Origin of the sequence: Streptomyces sp. P6-2-1, assembly GCF_050613165.1 — a bacterium.
GTDB lineage: Bacteria > Actinomycetota > Actinomycetes > Streptomycetales > Streptomycetaceae > Streptomyces.
Genome location: NZ_CP192513.1, coordinates 351,663 through 367,172, shown reverse-complemented (window position 1 = coordinate 367,172; position 15,510 = coordinate 351,663). Strand labels below are relative to the sequence as shown.

14 protein-coding genes are annotated in these 15,510 nt (G+C 72.9%); 9 read left to right on the top strand and 5 right to left on the bottom strand.

From position 1 onward, the window contains the following. Positions 1-102 precede the first annotated feature (102 nt). Both ctaD and ACQYWQ_RS01540 read left to right on the top strand, forming a co-directional pair. Entirely contained in the window at positions 103-1,851 is a 1,749-nt protein-coding gene (ctaD, locus tag ACQYWQ_RS01545) for an aa3-type cytochrome oxidase subunit I (RefSeq protein ID WP_431032037.1), read from the top strand. Between the two features lie 80 nt (positions 1,852-1,931). Next, the gene (locus tag ACQYWQ_RS01540) at positions 1,932-2,285 is read left to right on the top strand and encodes a hypothetical protein (RefSeq protein WP_431032036.1); all 354 of its coding nucleotides are present in this window, start codon (positions 1,932-1,934) and stop codon (positions 2,283-2,285) included. An 82-nt stretch (positions 2,286-2,367) separates the two neighbouring features. On the opposite strand, the gene ACQYWQ_RS01535 is transcribed toward ACQYWQ_RS01540, so the two are convergent. Both ACQYWQ_RS01535 and ACQYWQ_RS01530 read right to left on the bottom strand, forming a co-directional pair. After that, positions 2,368-3,150, bottom strand: coding sequence for a hypothetical protein (locus tag ACQYWQ_RS01535; RefSeq protein WP_431032035.1), 783 nt, complete (start codon positions 3,148-3,150; stop codon positions 2,368-2,370). Beyond that, positions 3,150-4,424 (bottom strand): VWA domain-containing protein, encoded by a 1,275-nt coding sequence (locus ACQYWQ_RS01530; protein WP_431032034.1) that lies wholly within the window; start codon positions 4,422-4,424, stop codon positions 3,150-3,152. The genes ACQYWQ_RS01535 and ACQYWQ_RS01530 overlap by 1 nt, the downstream gene beginning before the upstream one ends. 149 nt (positions 4,425-4,573) lie before the next feature. Between ACQYWQ_RS01530 and ACQYWQ_RS01525 the strand changes: the two genes are divergently transcribed. From ACQYWQ_RS01525 to ACQYWQ_RS01515, 3 genes are all read left to right on the top strand, one after another. Beyond that, a complete protein-coding gene (locus ACQYWQ_RS01525; protein WP_431032033.1) occupies positions 4,574-4,810 on the top strand; it encodes a hypothetical protein in 237 nt (78 codons plus the stop codon). Positions 4,811-5,130: 320 nt separating this feature from the next. Beyond that, positions 5,131-5,931: a BlaI/MecI/CopY family transcriptional regulator gene (locus ACQYWQ_RS01520; protein WP_431032032.1), complete on the top strand. Its 801-nt coding sequence runs from the start codon at positions 5,131-5,133 to the stop codon at positions 5,929-5,931. 142 nt (positions 5,932-6,073) lie between these two features. Further along, on the top strand, positions 6,074-6,856 hold the full coding sequence (locus ACQYWQ_RS01515; RefSeq protein WP_431032031.1) for a DUF4232 domain-containing protein: 783 nt from the start codon (positions 6,074-6,076) through the stop codon (positions 6,854-6,856). Positions 6,857-6,976: 120 nt separating this feature from the next. On the opposite strand, the gene ACQYWQ_RS01510 is transcribed toward ACQYWQ_RS01515, so the two are convergent. Together ACQYWQ_RS01510 and ACQYWQ_RS01505 are read right to left on the bottom strand one after the other, a co-directional pair. Then, positions 6,977-7,717, bottom strand: a complete 741-nt coding sequence (locus ACQYWQ_RS01510; protein WP_431032030.1) for a chitinase — start codon at positions 7,715-7,717, stop codon at positions 6,977-6,979. Between the two features lie 178 nt (positions 7,718-7,895). Continuing rightward, positions 7,896-8,411: a lytic polysaccharide monooxygenase auxiliary activity family 9 protein gene (locus tag ACQYWQ_RS01505; protein WP_431032029.1), complete on the bottom strand. Its 516-nt coding sequence runs from the start codon at positions 8,409-8,411 to the stop codon at positions 7,896-7,898. 429 nt (positions 8,412-8,840) lie between these two features. Here ACQYWQ_RS01505 and ACQYWQ_RS01500 point away from each other — a divergent pair, with 429 nt between their 5' ends. The 3 genes from ACQYWQ_RS01500 to ACQYWQ_RS01490 all read left to right on the top strand — a co-directional run bounded on the left by ACQYWQ_RS01500 (position 8,841) and on the right by ACQYWQ_RS01490 (position 12,577). Then, positions 8,841-10,208 carry a cryptochrome/photolyase family protein gene (locus tag ACQYWQ_RS01500; protein ID WP_431032028.1) on the top strand — a complete coding sequence of 456 codons (1,368 nt, stop codon included), beginning with the start codon at positions 8,841-8,843 and terminating at the stop codon, positions 10,206-10,208. A gap of 272 nt (positions 10,209-10,480) precedes the next feature. Then, on the top strand, positions 10,481-11,314 hold the full coding sequence (locus ACQYWQ_RS01495; RefSeq protein WP_431032027.1) for an aldo/keto reductase: 834 nt from the start codon (positions 10,481-10,483) through the stop codon (positions 11,312-11,314). Positions 11,315-11,602: 288 nt separating this feature from the next. After that, positions 11,603-12,577 (top strand): SDR family NAD(P)-dependent oxidoreductase, encoded by a 975-nt coding sequence (locus tag ACQYWQ_RS01490; RefSeq protein WP_431032026.1) that lies wholly within the window; start codon positions 11,603-11,605, stop codon positions 12,575-12,577. 57 nt (positions 12,578-12,634) lie between these two features. On the opposite strand, the gene ACQYWQ_RS01485 is transcribed toward ACQYWQ_RS01490, so the two are convergent. Further along, complete coding sequence (locus ACQYWQ_RS01485) at positions 12,635-13,483, bottom strand: LLM class F420-dependent oxidoreductase (RefSeq protein ID WP_431032025.1); 849 nt, start codon at positions 13,481-13,483, stop codon at positions 12,635-12,637. Between the two features lie 372 nt (positions 13,484-13,855). On the opposite strand from ACQYWQ_RS01485, the gene ACQYWQ_RS01480 reads away from it, so the two are divergent. Further along, a complete protein-coding gene (locus tag ACQYWQ_RS01480; RefSeq protein ID WP_431032024.1) occupies positions 13,856-15,496 on the top strand; it encodes an ABC transporter substrate-binding protein in 1,641 nt (546 codons plus the stop codon). The last annotated feature ends 14 nt before the right edge of the window (positions 15,497-15,510 follow it).

Below are 15,510 nucleotides of genomic sequence, written 5' to 3'. Positions count from 1 at the left end.
CGGGCGGTGCCCGCCCGGCCTGGCACTCGCACGCCGCGTGTCGTTCGTACTCTTCCGTCGCCATACGGGCGCAGGCGAGAACTCTCGCCCGCCGCTTGACGAATGACGAATGGAGACCGAGTGAGCTCGGCAGACACCCTGGTGGACTCCCGTCCCCCGACGCCCCCCGAACCCGTACGGCGGAGGTATCCAGGGGGCTGGGTGATCCGCTGGATCACCAGCACCGACCACAAGATGATCGGTACCTCCTACCTGGTCACCTCCTTCGCGTTCTTCTGCCTCGGCGGCGTCCTCGCCCTCGTCATGCGCGCCGAACTCGCGCGGCCCGGCCTCCAGATCGTCTCGCCCGAGCAGTTCAACCAGGCGTTCACGATGCACGGCACGATCATGCTGCTGATGTTCGCGACACCGCTCTTCATCGGCTTCGCCAACTGGATCATGCCGCTCCAGATCGGCTCGCCCGACGTCGCGTTCCCGCGGCTGAACATGTTCTCGTACTGGCTGTTCCTCTTCGGCTCGCTCATCGTGGTCAGCGGCTTCCTCACCCCCCAAGGCGCCGCGGACTTCGGGTGGTTCGCCTATTCGCCGCTCACCGACTCCGTCCACTCGACGGGCCTGGGGCCCGACCTGTGGATCATGGGCCTCACCCTCCAGGGCTTCGGCACGATCCTCGGCGCCGTCAACTTCATCACCACGATCCTGTGCATGCGCGCCCCCGGCATGACGGCCTTCCGCATGCCGATCTTCGTGTGGAACGTGCTGCTCACCTCGGTGCTCGTGCTCTTCGCCTTCCCCTGCCTCGCCGCCGCGCTCCTGTGCCTGGAGGCGGACCGCAAGTTCGGCGCGCACGTCTTCGACCCGGCCAACGGCGGCGCGCTCCTGTGGCAGCACCTCTTCTGGTTCTTCGGGCACCCCGAGGTGTACATCATCGCGCTGCCGTTCTTCGGCATCGTGACGGAGATCTTCCCGGTCTTCTCCCGCAAGCCCGTCTTCGGTTACGTGGGCCTCATCGGCGCGACGATCGCCATCGCCGGTCTCTCCATCACCGTCTGGGCGCACCACATGTACGTGACGGGCGGCGTACTGCTGCCCTTCTTCTCGTTCATGACCTTCCTCATCGCCGTGCCGACGGGCGTGAAGTTCTTCAACTGGATCGGGACCATGTGGAAGGGGTCCCTGTCCTTCGAGACACCGATGCTGTGGGCCGTCGGCTTCCTCGTGACCTTCCTCTTCGGCGGGCTCACGGGGGTCATCCTCGCCGCGCCCCCGCTCGACTTCCACGTCTCGGACTCGTACTTCGTCGTCGCGCACTTCCACTACGTCGTCTTCGGCACCGTCGTCTTCGCGATGTTCGCCGGATTCCACTTCTGGTGGCCGAAGTTCACCGGCAAGATGCTCGACGAACGGCTCGGGAAGATCACCTTCTGGACCCTCTTCGTCGGCTTCCACGGCACCTTCCTCGTCCAGCACTGGCTGGGCGCCGAGGGCATGCCGCGCCGCTACGCCGACTACCTGGCCGCCGACGGCTTCACGTGGCTCAACACCACGTCCACCATCAGCTCCTTCCTCCTCGGCCTCTCGCTCCTGCCGTTCTTCTACAACGTCTGGAAGACCGCCAAGTACGGCAAGAAGGTCGAGGTCGACGACCCCTGGGGCTTCGGCCGCTCCCTGGAGTGGGCCACCTCCTGCCCGCCGCCGCGGCACAACTTCGACGCCCTGCCCCGTATCCGCAGCGAGTCCCCGGCCTTCGAACTGCACCACCCGGCGATCAACGCGATGGACCAGACCATCAACGCCCCGCACGAATCCGCGACCATCGCTCCCGGCGAGCGCGACCACCGCGGCGAGTGACCGGCGGGGCCCCCGCCGCCCCGCCGCCCGCGGCCCCGTGACACCCGCAGTCCCCTGACGCAGACAGCAAGGAGCCGTACGTGGAGCAGCCCACCCCCGACAGCGCGCGCGGACTCGTCCAGCTGGAGGGGTACCTGCTGTGGAACGCCGAGGTGGCCGAGGCCAGGCGGCGGGCACGGTGCTTCACCGAGCACCTGCCCTGGCTCACGACCGCGCAGCGCGAGGACATCGAGCGCGCCTACACCGCCGACCGGCTCGACGACTCCAAGGAGATGCTGCGCCGCGTCGCCGCCCGCTCGGTGAGCCTGCGCGCCGAGTACACCGCGCGCTACGAGCGACTGCGCCGTCGCTGCGTGGCCACCGCCGTGCTCGGCATGGCCGCGGCCGTCGTCAGCCTGCTGTGCGGAGTGCTCGCCGTCCTCGCGGGCGACTGAGCACCCCCCTCCACGCGAAGGGGCCCGGCACCTTCCCCGGTGCCGGGCCCCTTCGCGTACGGCGTACGGCCCGCGCCGCCGCTCAGACCTGCGGGGGCAGCCCCCGCGGCCTGCCGCGGCCCCGCGTCAGGACGTACCCGCCGATGCCGCACAGCGCGCCGAGGACGGCGCCGCCGCCCGTCCACCACCAGCGGTCGTTCCAGCGGCCCGACGACCAGCCGTCCTCCGGCTCCGGCGCCTGCGGCGCGGCCGCGGGCAGGAGCGGCTTCGCCAGCTTGCCGCCCACGGCCGCGGCGCCGCCCTTGTCCACCGTGGACACCTGCACGGCCGCGTCGACCGGCAGGCCCATGTCCTGCGCGGGCGCGTCGAGCACCGTCAGGCGCACGTAATAGGCCCCGGGGAGCGGGTCGTTCGCCCACGGCTCCGCCCAGGCGCGGACCGTGCGCAGCGTGCAGGAGAGCCGCACCGTCGTGGTCTCGGACGCCACCGTACGGGTCTGCGCGCCGTAGCGGCACGCCTGCCTGCGCCGCAGCCCGTCGTAGACGTCGACCTGCCACGTCTGCGCGCCGTGCCTGGCGTTCGCGGCGGGGAGCTTCACCTCCGCCTTCACCGTCGCCGAACGCCCGGCGTCACCGGGGTACACCCAGTACAGGTAGTCACCCGTCGAGGCGTGCGCCGTGCCCCGCTGCCCCACGTCGAGCGCCGTCGCGGTACGGAAGGAGGTGCCCGCCTCGGTCGGCGCCGCCCCCTTGTCGTCCCCGTCGTCGGCCCGTGCGGCCGCCGCCGGGCCGAGCGCGAGGCACAGCGCGGCGAGCACGGCCCCCGCGCGGCGCGCGAGGGCGCCCGGTTTCCTGTGCGTACGCATCAGTTGCTCCTCCACACCGTGACGCGCCAGCGCGAGACGAAGCCCCACACCAGTCCGGTCAGCAGACCCACCACCGCGAGCAGCCCGAGCAGCCACCAGCCGTGCCCCAGCCCGAAGGAGGCCACGTCCGAGCCGTTCGCAGGACCGCCCACCACATCGACCGTCAGCTCCAGCGGCAGGCCGGGGGCCTTCGCCGTGCTCGCGCCCTGGTCGGTGAAGGAGTGCGCCACCTGGAGGCACACCGTCTCTGCCGCCGCCTTGTCCGCGTCGTCGTCGACATCCGGCTTCGGGTAGCGCAGGCCCGTCGAGAGCGCGTCGGTGCGCCCCGTGCCCGTGGCCTCGCCCCGTACGATCTCGCGCCCGTGCAGGGTCACCGCGCGCAGCAGGACACCACTGTCCGGCGCCACCGCGCGGTCCGCCGAGACCGTCACGGCCGCCCGCAGCTCCTTGCCGGGCAGCAGCTCGACGCGGTACCAGCGGTGCTCGCCGACCTTCGCGCGGTCGCTGTACAGACCCGTCTTCAGCTCGGGCGCCTTCGCGCACTCGGCGGCACCCGACACCGCGGCGGGCGTCACCACGGGATCGGCCGCACGGTCCACCAACTGCTTGACGCGACCGGAGAGTTCCTTGGTGTGCCGGACCGTCGTGTACGTGCCGCCCGTCGCCTCGGCGATGCAGCTGAGCTGGTTGCGCGTCTTCGCGTCGGGCACCAGGCCCAGCGTGTCCACGACGAGGTGCACGCCCTTCGCCGCGATCTCGCGCGCCACCTCGCAGGGGTCGCGCTGGCAGGTGTCCTCGCCGTCCGTGATCAGGACGATCCGCTTGCTCGCCTCGCCGTTCTTCAGGTCGTCGGCGGCGCCGAGCAGCGCGGGCCCGATCGGCGTCCAGCCCGTGGGGGAGAGCGTCGCCACGGCGGCCTTCGCCTCGGTACGGTCCGGGTGGCCGACCGGGTAGAGCTGCCGGGTGTCCTTGCAGCCCGTCTCGCGGTCCTCGCCCGGGTAGTCGGCGCCGAGGGTGCGGATGCCGAGTTCGACGTCCTCGGGAACCGCGTCGAGCACCTCGTTGAAGGACTGCTTCGCCGCCGACATCCGCGAGGCGCCGTCGATGTCCTTCGCCCGCATCGAGCCGCTGACGTCGAGGACCAGCTCCACCTGGGGCGGCGCCTTGGCGGCATCGGGCTCGTCCGCGGCCTGGGCCGTTGCCCCCGGCAGCAGGGCCAGCGCGACGGCGAGCGCCCCACCGGCGGCCGCCGCCCGGTATTTCGTCAAGATCATCGTGGGATCGTACGGATAGTCGGCCGCGAAGCCAAAATAAGCCGTTCGGGCGACAGTTGACAGCCCGTTCGGCCCCGGCTGCCGCTCGGAGGGACGTAGCCGCCGCGGTCGTACGTGTGGCGGGCGCGGGGCGGTGGAACGCGTCAGGCATGACAGAGAGAGACAGTCCCCGCTCGATGATGCCCCGTCTCGTGGTCCTCGCGCCCCAGCCGGCCAACCCGCCGTTCCGCATTGTCGAGGCGGACGGGCAGGTGGTCGGCGAGGCCACCAGCGTGAAGGAGGTGGTGGCGGTCGCCCTCGCTCTCGGCCTCACCGCGGAGGACCTCGACGACCCCGACAAGGTGCTGTGGGTCGGCGGCGACCAGTACAGCTGGTTCCCGCGCTGAGCCACCCGCACCACCACGCCGCCGCTCCGGGCCGGGCCCGGCGCGGCGGCCCGTTCCCCGTCGCGCGCGACGCCTCTCTCGTACGTTCTGCCACGGGAGAGTGCACTTCCCCTGGCGGGGCCCCGAACGGGCCCCGACGGCGGTACCCTCGGGCCCACCGCGTCCCCTCCCCGTTCCCGAACTGGCCCGGCCCCGCAGGCGGATGCTCTCGAAGCGCGTCCCGTCGCGGGCGGCATCCGACGGGGTGCCACCGGACGCGGCAGACACCACTCCGGCCCCCCGGCCGGGGACCACCACCACGTCCAGGAAGTGAGTCGTCCGTGACCCAGGACTCCACCGAGGTGCAGAACCTCAAAGCCCAGTACGAGGCGAAGGTCGCAGCGGACCTGCACGCCAACACCGAGGAACAGGCGAGGATCGCCGAGGAGATCGACGCGCTGCGCGAGCGGCTCGACATCCTCGCCCACGAGCAGGGGATGCTGACGGGGGTGCAGCAGGCCCTCGGCGGCGCCGCCGCACCTGCCCCCACCGCACCCGACCCCGCCCCGGCGCCCGCCGCCGAGCCCGCGAAGGTGCCGCGCGCCCGCACCGCGACACCCGCGCAGGGTCCCACGAGCGCCACCACGGCTCCTGAGCCCGCCCCGGCCCCCGTCCCCGCCCCGGCCCCCGAGCCGGCCCCCGCGGCGGAGAAAGCGTCCGCGCGCACCTCGTCGAAGCCCGCGGCCAGGACCAAGCCCGCCACCAAACCGGCGACCAGGCCCGCGGCCAAGCCGGCGTCCAAGGCCGCCCCGAAGTCCTCGGCCAAGGACAAGGCCCCCGCCAGGCCCGCCGCCAAGACCACGGCGAAGCCCGCCACCACGTCCGCCGGTGCCACCCCCGCCGAGCGCCTCACGCTCCGCGAGCTGATCTCCCGGCAGCTCGCCGCGCACGGTGAGCCCCGCTCCGCCGCCGAGGTCTCGGCGACCCTCCGCGAGGAGCACCCGGAGCGCGAACTCAAGGGCAACGTCGTACGCACCACACTCGAAGCGCTCGTCGCCAAGGGCCTCGTGCACCGCTCCCGCCAGCAGAAGTCCGTCTACTACACGCACACCACGGCCGCGGGCACCGCCACCCGCGACTGACCCGGCCCGGGTGGCTGCCCCGCCGTCGGGGGTGGCGCGCACGCCCCGCGCGCCGCCCCCGACGGTCCCGAGCCGCCCGCGTACGCCCGTACGACCGGCGTCCGGCGGGTTCAGGGTGCCCCGGGGCGGGAAGACGGGCCTCATGGGGAACGTGACGGGTACACGCATGAACGGGCGGCGGGGACGGAACGGCGCGGGGCGCGGCCCCGTGCGCGGCGCCCTGCTCTGCCTTCTGACGGCGGCCGCGCTCACCGCCTGCTCCGGCGGGGACGGCGGCGGGAACGAGGCCCGCCCGGCCTCGGACTCCTCGGCCGCGCCCACGGGCGAGGCGGCGAGCCCGCCGGGCACGGGCTCGGAGCGGCCCGGCACCCCGGCCCCGCAGAGCACCTCGCCCGGCGAGTCGCGGGACCACTCACCGGGCGGTGGGCGCGACAGCTCGCCCGGTACGCCGCCGAGCGCCGTGCCGAGCGCTTCGGCGAGCGCGCCCGCGACGTCCGCGCCGAAGGACAGCGGCACCCCGCGCTGCACCTCCGCGGGGATGCGGCTCGTCCTCGGGCGCGGCGACGTGGGTGCGGGCAACATCCACTACGCGCTCGTCTTCACGAACACCTCGGGCCGTACGTGTGTGCTCAGCGGCTACCCGGGGGTCTCCCATCTCGCGGGTGACGGGGCGCAGATCGGCGCGCCCGCGACACGCGAGGGCGGCGCGGGCGGCGGCGTCAGGCTCGCGCCGGGTGCCAAGGCGCACAGCGAGGTGCACACGCTCAACGGGGGCGTCGGCGGGCCCTGCCGGGCCAAGGGCGAACTCCTGCGGGTCTATCCGCCCGGTTCGCGCGAGGCGATGACGACGCGTGCGGGGAACTTCCGCGTGTGCGGTGACACGTTCACGGTGACGACGGTCAGCGCGGGTGCCGGGCCTTCCTGACCCCGGTTCCTCCCGGCGTCCACCGGGACTCGCCGCCCGGCGTGCGGGGGACGCGGGGGAGGGGCGGCCCGCGAAGCGCGCGGACCGCCCCTCCCCTCGTACGCCTGCGGGACGACCCGCTCAGCAGCTCAGGTTCGCGCCCGGGTCGACGCCCAGGATCTGCGCGAAGTGCGTGTAGTTGTCGATGCGGCTCTGCACCTGCGTCGGGTTCTTGCCGTCGCACTCCAGGCTGCCGTTGATGCTGCGGATCGTCTCGCCGAAGCCGTTCCCGTTGACGATCGCGTCGTGCGGCGTCATGGTCCCGGGCCCGTTCTGGGTGTTCCAGTACCACAGGCCGGTCTTCCAGGCGACGGCCGCGTCCTTCTCCACGAGGGAGGGATTGTTGAGGAGGTCGATGCCGAGCGCGTCGCCCGCCGCCTTGTAGTTGAAGTTCCAGCTGAGCTGGATGGGGCCGCGCCCGTAGTACTGGTCGGTCCCGGCCGGGCAGCCGTAGGGCTGCGAAGAGTCGCAGTAGTTCGGGTAGTTGGCGGTGTTCTGCTCCACGACGTAGACGAGTCCGCCGGTCTCGTGGCTCACGTTGGCGAGGAAGGCGGCGGCCTCCTGCTTGCGTGTCGTGTCGCTGCCGGTCCCGGTGAAGCCGGGGTAGGCGTCGAGCGCGGCCGTCAGTCCCTCGTACGTGTAGAAGGAGTTGCGGCCGGGGAACATCTCGTCGAACTGGGACTGACTCACCACGAAGGCCGCGGCCTGGCCCGCCTCCGAGGTGTGCGGGCTCGCCGCCGCGGTGGTGCCGCCGAAGGCGAGGGTGGTGAGGGCGGCGGCCGAAGCGGTCGCCGAGAGGAGAGCGAGCAGTCGTGCGCGCACGGGGGGCTCCATTCGTGCGGGCGGGCCGCCGCGAGGAGGGGGCGGCGGCCCGCCGGTGTGGGGGGAAGGGGTGGGGCTGTGGAGGCACCACGGGCCGGGGTGGGGCCCGCTCCCGTGGCTCGCGCCTCGCGGACGTGCCCGTGCGGCCGGCGCACCGCCCGCCGCACGGACTGCGGGGCTACTGCACCGTGACGTCGATGCAGTTGTAGAAGGCGTTGGTGGTGTCCGCGATGTTCCACACCGCGAGGACCTTCTGCTTGCCCTTCAGGTTGCCGAAGTCGACGGTGTGGGTCACGGTGGCGCCCGGCTTGGCGCCGTTGTCGTCGAACTCGGCTATCTTCTGGTCGCCGACGAAGTACTGCCAGGTGCTCGTGGAGTGCTGCGCGGTGAGCTTCCAGCTGAACTGGGTCGTGGAGTTGACCGGGGTGGCCACCCAGCCCTTGGAGTCGTCGTCGAGTTCGGCGAAGCGGGAGTTGCCGCCGCTGCAACTCGTCAGGCCCTTGGGTCCTTCGACGCTCTGCGGCTCGTACTGGATCTCACCACAGGAGACGGTGCCCGCGGCACACTGCGCCTGCCGGCTGGGCGGGTCGCTGATGTACCCGTGGGCGCTCGCGGTGCTCGCGCCGAGGGTCAGGGCGAGGGCGGGGGCCAGGACGGCGCCTGCTCCGATGGCGAACTTCCTCTTGGCGTGCATGAGTTCTCCTTCACTGCGGTCGGTCTGCCCGGGGCCGGTGCGGCGAGGTGGGGCGCCGTGCCGGGCGGGCGGGCCTCTCAGGGTGGGGGTGCAAGAGGCGCGAAGGTTTCTGGCCGCGACCGGTGAACACGGCACGGGTGTACCGGAGTTCCCAATGGTCTGGGCCACTTGGACTAGACCATACCGAGTCACGTGTTCACGTCAAGGGAGCGGAAGCGCTTGACCGGAGTGCGCCCCGTCCCTTGCGGGGCGCGGTACCCTCCGCGCCGTGCGCGGGAGTTGCCCTCGCCCGTACGGGCGTCACTCCGAACGCGGCTGCTTCGCGCGGGTGTTCGGCGCCCGTGTTCCCGCGTGGGGAGCGCGTCGCACGCTCCCCGTCCGGCGATCATCGCGGTAGTCCCTCCCGTACGTCCCCCAGCGGAGCCCGCCGTGAAGGCATCGATCGTTCTCTACACCTCCGACCTGCGCCTGCACGATCACCCGCCGCTGCGCGCCGCCGTGCGCGAGGCGGACGAGGTGGTGCCGCTCTTCGTCCGCGATCCCGGTGTCGAGAAGGCCGGATTCACCGCCCCGAACCGCGCGGCCTTCCTCGCCGACTGCCTCGGCGACCTCGACGCGGGGCTGCGCGAGCGCGGCGGGCGGCTCGTGGTGCGCGCGGGCGATCCCGTACGGGTCGTGCGCGAACTCGTCGGGGCGACGGGCGCGGGACGCGTGCACGTGGCGGCCGGGGTCAGCGCGTACGCGAGGAGCCGCGCGGAGCGGCTGCGCGCTGCGCTCGACGAGGCGGGCGCGGAACTCGTCGAGCACGAGGCGGTGATCACGGCCCTGCCGCCCGGTGACGTGGTGCCTGGCGGCAAGGACCACTTCGCCGTCTTCACCCCGTACAGCCGCCAGTGGTCGGCGCGGCACCTGCGCGAGCCCCTCGGCGCGCCCCGGCGGATCGCCGTCCCCCCGGACGTCGGCTCCGACGAGGTCCCCCGCCGCGCGGACGTCGCCGGGATCTCGCCGGGGCTCGCGAAGGGGGGTGAGCGCGCGGGCCGCGCACGGCTCGGTTCCTGGTGCCGCGACGGCATCGGCCGGTACGAGGACCTGCACGACGACCTCGCGGGCGACGGCACCTCGCGGCTCTCCCCGTACCTCCACTTCGGCGCGCTCTCGGCCGCCGAGTGCGTGCACAGGGCACGCGCGGCAGGAGGGGCCGGGGCCGACGCCTTCGTGCGCCAGCTGTGCTGGCGCGATTTCCACCACCAGGTACTCGCCGCGCGCCCCGCCGCCGCCCACGAGGACTACCGCCCGCGCGGCGACCGCTGGCGCACCGGGCGCACCGCCGCGCGCGAGGCCGCCGCCTGGCGCGAGGGCCGCACCGGCTACCCCGTGGTCGACGCCGCGATGCGCCAGCTCGCGCACGAGGGCTGGATGCACAACAGGGGCAGGCTCCTCGCCGCGAGCTTCCTCACCAAGACCCTCTATCTCGACTGGCGGCTCGGCGCCGCGCACTTCCTCGGCCTCCTCGTCGACGGCGACCTCGCGAACAACCAGCTGAACTGGCAGTGGGTCGCGGGGACCGGTACCGACACCCGCCCGGGGCGCGTCCTCAACCCGCTCACGCAGGCCCGCACGTACGACCCCGATGCCGACTACGTACGCCGCTGGGTCCCCGAGCTGCGCGGCATCGGGGGACGCGCGGCGCACGAGCCGTGGAAGCGCCCGCCCGAGGAGCGCGAGGGGTACCCGGAGCCGCTCGTCGACCTCGCCGAGGGGCGCGATCGCTTCCGCAGGGCCCGCGAGAAGGGCTGATCCACGCGCGGGGTGGTGGCGGAAGGGCTTGCGGCGGGGGGTGTGCGAGAGGCGTACGGGGGGCACGAGGTCCCGTGGCGGACGCCGCACCCGCCCGGTGCGGCGCCCTCGCCGTACGGCGGGTGACCGGCCGCGTACATCATGTCGAAACGGGGCGAAAGGTGTTTTCCTGCCCCGGAAAACGGGGAGGCGAACCCTCGTGGCGGTGGAGCACCTCGGCCCCGTGCGGCCCGTACGGCTCCCGCCCCCGCCGACCTACCGAGGAGAGGCACGTGCCCGCAGTACCGAACATCACCCTCAACAACGGCGTGGAGATCCCCCAGCTCGGCTTCGGGGTCTTCCAGGTCCCGCCGGAGAAGACCAAGGAGGCGACGCTCAGCGCCCTCGACGTCGGCTACCGGCACATCGACACCGCCGAAATGTACGGCAACGAGAAGGAGGTCGGTCAGGCGGTCCGCGAGTCCGGGATCGACCGTGCCGAGCTGTTCGTGACGAGCAAGCTCAACAACGGCTTCCACGCGCATGACGACGCGCTCGCCGCCTTCGACCAGACCCTCGCCGATCTCGACATCGGCTATCTCGACCTCTTCCTGATCCACTGGCCGCTGCCGAAGGTCGGCGACTTCGTCGAGACCTGGAAGGCGCTGGAGGAGATCTACCGCTCCGGGCGCACCAAGGCGATCGGCGTGTCGAACTTCCAGCCGCACCACCTGCGGCGCCTCCTGGGGGAGACGGAGGTGGTCCCCGCCGTCAACCAGATCGAGGTGCACCCGTACCTCACCCAGGAGGCCGCGCGCGCCTTCGGCGCCGAGCACGACATCGCGACCGAGGCATGGTCCCCGATCGCCCAGGGCCTCGTCCTCAAGGACCCGGTCATCGAGAGCATCGCGAACCGTCTCGGCAAGTCGCCCGCGCAGGTGACGCTGCGCTGGCACATCCAGCGCGGCGACATCATCTTCCCGAAGTCCGTCACGCGCTCACGCGTCGAGGAGAACTTCGCGCTCTTCGACTTCGCGCTGACCGAGGGCGACATGTCCGAGATCACGGCGCTCAACCGCGACGAGCGCACGGGACCGGACCCGGACGAGTTCAATTACGTGCCGTAAGCGGCCCCGGCCGCGCGGCGCCCGCCCCGGGCGCCCTCAGGAGCGCGGCACCTGCCCGGGCCGACTCGGGAGCGGGGCCCGGGTCGCCCTCTCCCGGTGCCGTGATCCCCTGCGCGGGCGTCCGCGCGGGGGATTGCTCCACATGGGGGACGGCCGGGACGCGGGAGGGAACACGTCGCCCACCGAAGGGGGAACAGGCATCCCCGTGGGGCGAGGAGCCCTCGCCAGGGGATGGCGCCGCGTGCCGCGCTTGACTTCGAGTGGGCTCCAGTTCGTAGCGTCGTCCGTATGACCCGTAGCCAGCAGCACCCCATCGGTTCCCCCTTCGGTCACGACTCCACCGCGCGCGAGGTGCTCTCCGGCATCGACCTGAGCGGCAAGCTCGCGCTCGTCACCGGGGGCTACTCCGGGATCGGCCTGGAGACCACCCGCGCCCTCGCCGGTGCGGGCGCGCACGTCCTCGTGCCCGCGCGCAGGCCCGAGGCGGCGCGCGAGGCGCTCGCGGACATCAAGGGCACCGAGGTGGCCGCGCTCGACCTCGGCGACCTCGACAGCGTCCGCTCCTTCGCCGAGGAATTCCTCGCCTCGGGCCGCCCGATCGATCTCCTCATCAACAACGCGGGGATCATGGCCTGCCCCGAGACCCGCGTCGGGCCCGGCTGGGAGGCCCAGTTCGGCACGAACCACCTCGGCCACTACGCCCTCACCAACCTCCTGCGCCCCGCGCTCGTCGCGGACGGCGGCGCCCGCGTCGTCGAGCTGTCCTCGACGGGGCACCTGCGCTCCGGCATCCGCTGGGACGACGTCGACTTCCGCGAGGGCTACGACAAGTGGGACGCGTACGGGCAGGCCAAGACGGCCAACGTGCTCTTCGCCGTCCAGCTCGACGCCCTCGCGGCCGAGGACGGCGTACGTGCCTTCGCGCTGCACCCCGGCGGCATCCTCACGCCGCTCCAGCGCCACCTGGAGCGGCAGGAGATGGTCGACAGGGGCTGGATCGACGAGCAGGGCGAGCTGATCGACCCCGACGTCTTCAAGACCCCCGAGCAGGGCGCGGCCACGACCGTCTTCGCCGCGACCTCGCCGCTCCTCGACGGGCTCGGCGGTCTCTACCTGGAGGACTGCGAGGTCGCCGTCCCCGCGGACGAGGCTCCCGAAGGCAGCGGCGGCGTCAAGGACTGGGCGATCGATCCCGGGCAGGCGGCCCGCCTGTGGACCCTGTCCGCCGAGCGTACGGGCATCGACACCTTCGGGCGCGGCTGAGCGTCTAGGGGAGCGGTACGGGGCGCCTCGCCCCGTACCGTCCCGGGGCCCGCGTCTTCAGCCCTTCAGCTCCAGGACCCCCGCCAGCTCCCGCCACCCGGCGCGCGGCAGCGAGCCCGGGTTGCCGTCGAGGAGCTGGACGGCGACGTGGTCGGCGCCCGCCTCGTGGTACTCGGCGATCCTGCCCCGTACCGTCTCGGGGGAGCCCCAGACGACCGTGGCGTCGACGAGCCTGTCGCTGCCGCCCGCGCGGAAGTCCTCCTCGGTGAAGCCGAGGCGCAGCCAGTTGTTCGTGTAGTTCGGCAGCTTGAGGTACATGTCCAGGATCTGGCGCCCGATCGCGCGGGCGCGCGCGGCGTCCTCGCTCAGCACCACCTTCACCTCGGGCGCGAGCAGCGCGTCGGGGCCGAGTGCCTCGCGGGCCTCGGCGGTGTGCTGCGGCGTCACGAGGTAGGGGTGGGCGCCGGCCGCGCGCGTGCCCGCGAGCTTCAGCATCTTCGGGCCGAGCGCGGCGAGCACCCGGCGCGCCGCGGGGACGGGGCGCGGGGCCGCGTCGAGCGCGTCGAGGTAGGCGACCATCGTCGAGTACGGCTTGTGATAGCCCTTCACGGCCGGTGCGTGGCTCGCGCCGAGCCCGAGGAGGTAGCGGCCCGGGTGCGCCTCGTCGAGGTCCGCCGCCTCGGCGGCGACGTCCTGCGCCGTGTGCTCCCAGATGTTGAGGATGCCGTTGGCGACGGTGATGCGGGAGGTCGCGGCGACGAGCGCGGCCGCCCCCGTCACGCTGCTGTTCCCGCCGAGCCACACGGCCCCGTACCCCAGCTCCTCCAGTTCCCCGGTCGCCTCCTGCGCGATCGGGTTCCCCTTGCTCAGCAGTGCGTTCCAGATGCCGATGCGGCCGATGTCCATGCCGGTCCTTCCCTGTCGGTACGTACGGGCCCGGCGCGACGGTACGGGATCGGGGCGCCGTCGTCCGGGAGGCTTCACCGGCGGCAACTCCGCCGGTGATCACAGCTATTCCCCGCCCGAGCCGCCTCGTGCCCGGCGGCACCGCACCTTCACCGCACGGAACCCGTGTGGGGTTGATCACCCGGAAGGCTCCCCTTGTGTCCCTTCTGCGCCTCGCGAAAGCCGTGAAACGGGAGCAACCGATCTCCCGCTTCTCCTTGCTCCGCTTTCCGCACCCATAAGCAGGGCTTTGACGCCCCGTAAGGGCTCGGCTAGTGTCCGTGCCCACTTGGGTTGTCTGAATGGACGACACGCGGGAGGTGGGCGGGGATCATGGAACCGAGGGGTACGGGCGCGCTCAGCCGCCGCCGGGTGCTCGGGCTCGCCGGTGGCACGGCGGCCCTGCTCGGCGCGGGTCCCCTCCTGGCCGCCTGCGCCCCGCCGCGCCGAGCGGACATCGCCGGTCCCGGGCCCGTCGCGCGCGGCGCGGACGTTCCCGTCGAACGGCTCCGCCTCGCGCTGCCCTCCTCGCTCTCCAGCCTCGACGTGGGCCGCGAGTCCGGCGTCCTCAACTACACCGTCGCCTGCCTCGCGCAGGAGTCCCTGCTCTCGGTGAGCCCCAGCGGTGAACTCGGCCCCGGCCTCGCCACCTCCTGGCACCAGCCCGACCCGAGGACGTACGTCTACCGGCTGCGCCAAGGCGTCCGCTTCGCCGACGGCACCCCCTTCACGCCCGACGACGTCCTCGCCTCGATCGAGGAGATCCGCGATCCCGGCAACGGCAACGCGCTCGCCTACGCCTTCGCCGGCGTCCGCGACGTACGCGTCACAGGGGCGCACGAGGTGACGATCCGTCTCCAGGCCGCCGACGGCTCCTTCGCCTGGAACACGAGCCCCGGCGGACTGCTCGTCAGCAGCCGCGCCTTCCTGCGCCGCAACCGGGGCAGCGTCGGCACCGCGAAGACCCTCCTGCTCGGCACGGGCCCGTACCGGATCACCGAGTTCGCCGCCGACGACCACGTGAGCCTGGAGCGCAACCCGCACTGGTGGGGCGCCCGGCCCCCGCTCAAGCGCCTCGACCTCTCCTTCGTGCCGGACGCGGGGACCCGCCTCGTCGCGATGAAGTCCGGCGCGATCGACGGCGCCCTCCAGCTGGCCCCCGACGAGGCCCGCACCTGGGAGTCGAGCGCCGAGGTCACCTACACGGGCGACCGCTCCGTCGTCGCCCTCGCCTTCGACACGACGAAGGCCCCCTTCGACGATCCGCACGTGCGCCGCGCCGTCGCGCACGCCACCGACCGCGAGGGCATGGTCACCGGGCTCCTGCACGGCAAGGCCGAGGTCGCCTCCGCGCTGCCCTCGCGCGACATGTGGGGCTCCCTCCTGAGCCCGCGCGACGTCCGCTCCGCCTACGCAGGGATCACACTCCCCGCCTACGACCTCGAAGCCGCCCGGGCCGAACTCGCCAAGTCCTCCGTGCCGCACGGCTTCACCACCGAACTGCACTACCCCGCGAGCGGCCCCCAGGTCGGCAAGGCAGCGCTCGCACTCGCCGGGGCGCTCAAGAAGATCGGCGTGACGCTCAAGGTCAGGGAAATCACCCTGGAGCAGTGGGTCGACGAACTCGGCTCCGGCAAGCAGCCCCTCCAGTTCCTCTGGTACTTCCCCGTCACGGGCGACCCCGCCGAACTCGCCGACGCCTACCTCAACGCCGCCGCCGTCGCGACCGACATCGCGCACTACGACAACCCGCCCGTCAACCGCGCGCTCGACCGCGCCAGGACCGACACGGACCCGAGAACGCGCGGCAAGGACCTCATGCGGGCGATCACCACGGCCGGACCCGACCTGCCCTACCTCCCCCTGTGGTGGGCCAGGACCGCCACCGCGCTCTCCTCCGCGCACGTCCTGCTCGAACCCGGCCCCTTCGGCTTCATCGGCCCCTGGGCGACCCGCGTGCGCGCGGCCGCCTGACCGCACGGCGAACC

What these genes read in the sequence shown, in the direction of transcription:
- ctaD (WP_431032037.1), top strand. Translation starts at nt 103, where the DNA reads ATGACGAATGGAGACCGAGTGAGCTCGGCAGACACCCTGGTGGACTCC.
- ACQYWQ_RS01535 (WP_431032035.1), bottom strand. Translation starts at nt 3,150, where the DNA reads ATGCGTACGCACAGGAAACCGGGCGCCCTCGCGCGCCGCGCGGGGGCC.
- ACQYWQ_RS01530 (WP_431032034.1), bottom strand. Translation starts at nt 4,424, where the DNA reads ATGATCTTGACGAAATACCGGGCGGCGGCCGCCGGTGGGGCGCTCGCC.
- ACQYWQ_RS01525 (WP_431032033.1), top strand. Translation starts at nt 4,574, where the DNA reads ATGACAGAGAGAGACAGTCCCCGCTCGATGATGCCCCGTCTCGTGGTC.
- ACQYWQ_RS01515 (WP_431032031.1), top strand. Translation starts at nt 6,074, where the DNA reads ATGGGGAACGTGACGGGTACACGCATGAACGGGCGGCGGGGACGGAAC.
- ACQYWQ_RS01505 (WP_431032029.1), bottom strand. Translation starts at nt 8,411, where the DNA reads ATGCACGCCAAGAGGAAGTTCGCCATCGGAGCAGGCGCCGTCCTGGCC.
- ACQYWQ_RS01490 (WP_431032026.1), top strand. Translation starts at nt 11,603, where the DNA reads ATGACCCGTAGCCAGCAGCACCCCATCGGTTCCCCCTTCGGTCACGAC.
- ACQYWQ_RS01485 (WP_431032025.1), bottom strand. Translation starts at nt 13,483, where the DNA reads ATGGACATCGGCCGCATCGGCATCTGGAACGCACTGCTGAGCAAGGGG.
- ACQYWQ_RS01480 (WP_431032024.1), top strand. Translation starts at nt 13,856, where the DNA reads ATGGAACCGAGGGGTACGGGCGCGCTCAGCCGCCGCCGGGTGCTCGGG.